This is a genomic window from Synechococcus sp. H55.9, from assembly GCF_047462355.1.
Taxonomy (GTDB): domain Bacteria; phylum Cyanobacteriota; class Cyanobacteriia; order Thermostichales; family Thermostichaceae; genus Thermostichus.
On sequence record NZ_JANSJB010000019.1, the window covers coordinates 27,572 to 30,958 of the forward strand.

Genomic DNA, 3,387 nt, shown 5'->3' on the forward strand with positions numbered 1-3,387 from the left:
TCGCTATCCCGGTTCAGCTCCATGAACACCAGGTTGTAGATCTCCAGGAAGCGGGAGTCATCCTCCAAATCGATCCGCTCATCCCCCAGCTCCGGCTTGAAGTCGTAGTAGATCTCAGAACAAGGGCCGCAAGGGCCGGTGGGGCCGGCAGCCCAGAAATTGTCCGCCTCTCCCAGGCGCTGGATGCGGTGGGCCGGGATCCCTACTTCATCTCGCCAGAGGGCAAAAGCCTCTTCATCTTCGTGAAAGACGCTCACCACCAGCCGTTCCGGCGGCAGGCCGAACACCTCCGTCACCAGCTCCCAGGCCCAGACAATGGCCTCTTTTTTGAAGTAGTCGCCGAAGCTGAAGTTGCCCAGCATCTCGAAGAAGGTGTGGTGGCGTGCCGTTCGCCCCACATTCTCGATGTCGTTGGTGCGCACACATTTTTGGGCGGTTGTAACCCGCGGGTACTCTGGATCCCGATGTCCCAAAAAGATCGGCTTAAAGGGCAACATGCCGGCAATGGTCAGCAGCACCGTCGGATCTTCCGGCACCAGGGAAGCGCTGGGCAACACCTGATGGCCCCGCTGGGCGTAGAAGTCCAGAAACGTTTGCCGAATGGCAGCACCGGAAAGAGCTGGAAACATGACAGGGCAAGATGGGTGTATTTATCAATTCTAAGTTTTCTGCCTGCGGGGCAGTCTAGCCCTTGTTGTCTTGACCTTGTTTCCCCCGCCCTCATCCGCGGAAAACTAAGCGATTTCTCCGATTATCCCCAGGGGGGGCAGACGCTAGAATCAGCCTAGCTGAGGCAGTTGTGCAAAATTTGTTTCTCCTTGGTCTAACCTGTATGTATCTATCACAACTGGCCTGTCCAGTTCTCGGCTCTGTGTCGGTTGTCCGGATCGCCAGCCGGTAACCCCAAAGGTATGTCCAACTGCTACTGCCTTAACCCTGCCTGCTTGCAACCGGAAAACCCGGCCGACGCCTCCACCTGTGCCGCCTGTGGCCATCCCCTCCTGCTGCGCAACCGCTACCGGGCCTTCAAGCGCATCGGCCAGGGGGGATTTGGCGCTACTTTCTTGGCCCGCGATGAGGACATGCCTTCCAAACCTTGGCGGGTGATCAAGCAGTTGCGCCCGGTCGAGGGATCCCCGCAACTGGCCAAGTTGGCGGAGGAGCTGTTCAATCGCGAGGCCCAAGTGTTGGAGCGCCTCGGCGAACATTCCCAGATCCCCAAGCTCTACGCCCACTTCCAGGAAGGTGGCAAGTTCTACCTGGTGCAGGAATTTATCCAGGGCATTACCCTCTCGCAGGAAATGCGTCGCCATGGGCCCTTTTCGGAAGCACAGGCCCGGCAGGTGATGCAGGAGGTGCTGCTGATCCTCAGCTATGTCCACAGCCACAACACCGTTCACCGCGACATTAAGCCAGCCAACCTCATTCGCCGCAAGGAGGATCAGCGGCTGGTGTTGATCGACTTTGGAGCTGTGAAGGAGCTGGGGCCAGCCCAGGAGCAGACGGCGGAGGTGACTGCGATCCGCTCCCTTGGCTTTTCTCCCCCAGAGCAAGTGGCCGGCCAGGCGGTCGGTCCCTCCAGCGATCTCTACGCTCTGGCGGCTACCTGTATCAACCTGATGACGTTGCAATCTCCGGCCAGGTTTTATAACCATGAGACGGGGGAGTGGGATTGGTCGGATTGCCTACAGCTCAGCCCCGAATTCGACGCCATTTTGCACCGCATGTTGCAGCCGGCCATCAACCAGCGCTTTGCCACCGCTACCGAGGTTTTGCGGGCGTTGCAAGGGATCCCGGTGGAGAAGGTAGGCGGCCCCATCTCCCAGCCCATTGTGCTGTCCGACTCTCCCCTGTCTCCAGGCTCCTCGGTGATCTCCGGCTATTGGGCCAAGCACCGCTCCGGCGGTTTCTCGCCCACTCCTCTCCCTCAGTCCAGCGCGGGGGGAATGACGGGCGGCAGCCCGGTAGCCATCCCCTCTGAGTGGGGGAGCAGCACCGGTTTCGCCCAAGTGAGCCGAGCCAGCAGCATCACCAGCGGCGGGCGGATCAAGCCGGCCACTCCACCGCGGATCCCTTCCATGGCGGGGGCCGATCTGCGGGGAAAGTCCTTTGCCAACCAAAACTTAGCCGGTTACGATTTGCGCCAGGCTGATCTGCGTGGAGCCGATTTCTCAGGGGCCAACTTGCAGGGGGCGGATCTGCGCGGCATCCTCTTCAACACCCCTCAACCCTATTGGCTGCAGGTTTTGGGTCGACTGTCTGGATCGGCCAAGACGTTGGGAGGGATCCTGGCGGGCTTAGGGGGGCTGCTGGGCTCGGGTATCCTGGCCTTTTTGCTGGTCCGCCTGACCACGGGTGATTTGGTTTATGCGTTGGGAGCGGCTGGGATCGCTTTTTTGGTGGCCAGCTCGGTGCTCTGGTCTGTGACCGGTAGGGTTCGTTTGGCTCGCCATCCAGAAGACCAGAGCAAGCGCTTTACCAACTTTTGCAAAGCCGATCTGCGGGGGGCACGGATGGACGAGAAGCTGCGGAAGTTTGCCCGCCGACAGGGGGCCATCTTGAGTTGACAGGGGGTGGCAGAGCGGGGATCCGGCTTTGTGATAAGTGTCATTAAGCCGGGGAGGCCCCTCTGCGAAGGGATTGGTTGACCTGTTCTGTCAGAGCTCGGCAGGCCACGGTTTTGCCCTGCTGCCGATTCCCAACTTGGTCGTAAAAGACAATGCCATCAGCCCGGGAAAAGCCCAACGCCAAGAACAACAGCTCCAAAACCCCAAAAGACACAGTCTCCAACTCCGGCGCTCGCTCCCTCAGCTCCGCCAGGGTGGCCTGGGCGTCTTCCAGGTGGCCAAAAGCCGGGATCCACACATGGCTGACCGGTTCGCCTCCCGGCGAGAACTCTGTCTGGTCGGGCTTTTCTACCACCCGCACCGTCAGCCAGCCGCCATCGGGATAGCGCAAGGTGGTGTATTGCAGGTGATCCAGATGTTGGGCCACCTGGGTGAGCACATCCGCCACCTGTTGCATCACCGCTGCTGGGATCCCATTTTGCGGAGCGCTATCCACAAGGGCTGCGGCCTGCCCTGCCAGACTCACCACCATGATTGACAACAATCCTCATCCAGATTCAAAATAGATATTCGCAGCGATTGGGGCTGTAGTTCAATTGGTTAGAGCACCGCCCTGTCACGGCGGAAGTTGCGGGTTCGAGCCCCGTCAGCCCCGTACTCCTGAACACACTCTAACCTAGGAAGTTTCCTGCAGTCTCGTTATGGCCACGCAGCGCTGACCGCTCCCAGGCTCTTTTCCCTCGCTCGTAGGAGGGTGGCTGCATTCCCCCAAAGACCGGAAGCAGCGGGATGTTTTCCTTTGGAATGACCATGGGCAGGG

General features: G+C 60.0%; 3 protein-coding genes and 1 tRNA gene. 2 read left to right on the forward strand and 2 right to left on the reverse strand.

The features are described from left to right. The coding region (locus tag NW857_RS04455) for an alanine--tRNA ligase-related protein (RefSeq protein WP_414368067.1) at positions 1 to 629 on the reverse strand (629 nt) is incomplete at its 3' end. A 282-nt stretch (positions 630 to 911) separates the two neighbouring features. On the opposite strand from NW857_RS04455, the gene NW857_RS04460 reads away from it, so the two are divergent. Then, on the forward strand, positions 912 to 2,567 hold the full coding sequence (locus NW857_RS04460; RefSeq protein WP_414334317.1) for a protein kinase domain-containing protein: 1,656 nt from the start codon (positions 912 to 914) through the stop codon (positions 2,565 to 2,567). A gap of 43 nt (positions 2,568 to 2,610) precedes the next feature. Here NW857_RS04460 and NW857_RS04465 read toward each other — a convergent pair whose 3' ends face one another. Then, positions 2,611 to 3,099, reverse strand: a complete 489-nt coding sequence (locus NW857_RS04465) for a hypothetical protein (RefSeq protein ID WP_414336807.1) — start codon at positions 3,097 to 3,099, stop codon at positions 2,611 to 2,613. Positions 3,100 to 3,148: 49 nt separating this feature from the next. On the opposite strand from NW857_RS04465, the gene NW857_RS04470 reads away from it, so the two are divergent. Beyond that, positions 3,149 to 3,222, forward strand: a tRNA-Asp gene (locus NW857_RS04470). Positions 3,223 to 3,387 lie beyond the last annotated feature (165 nt).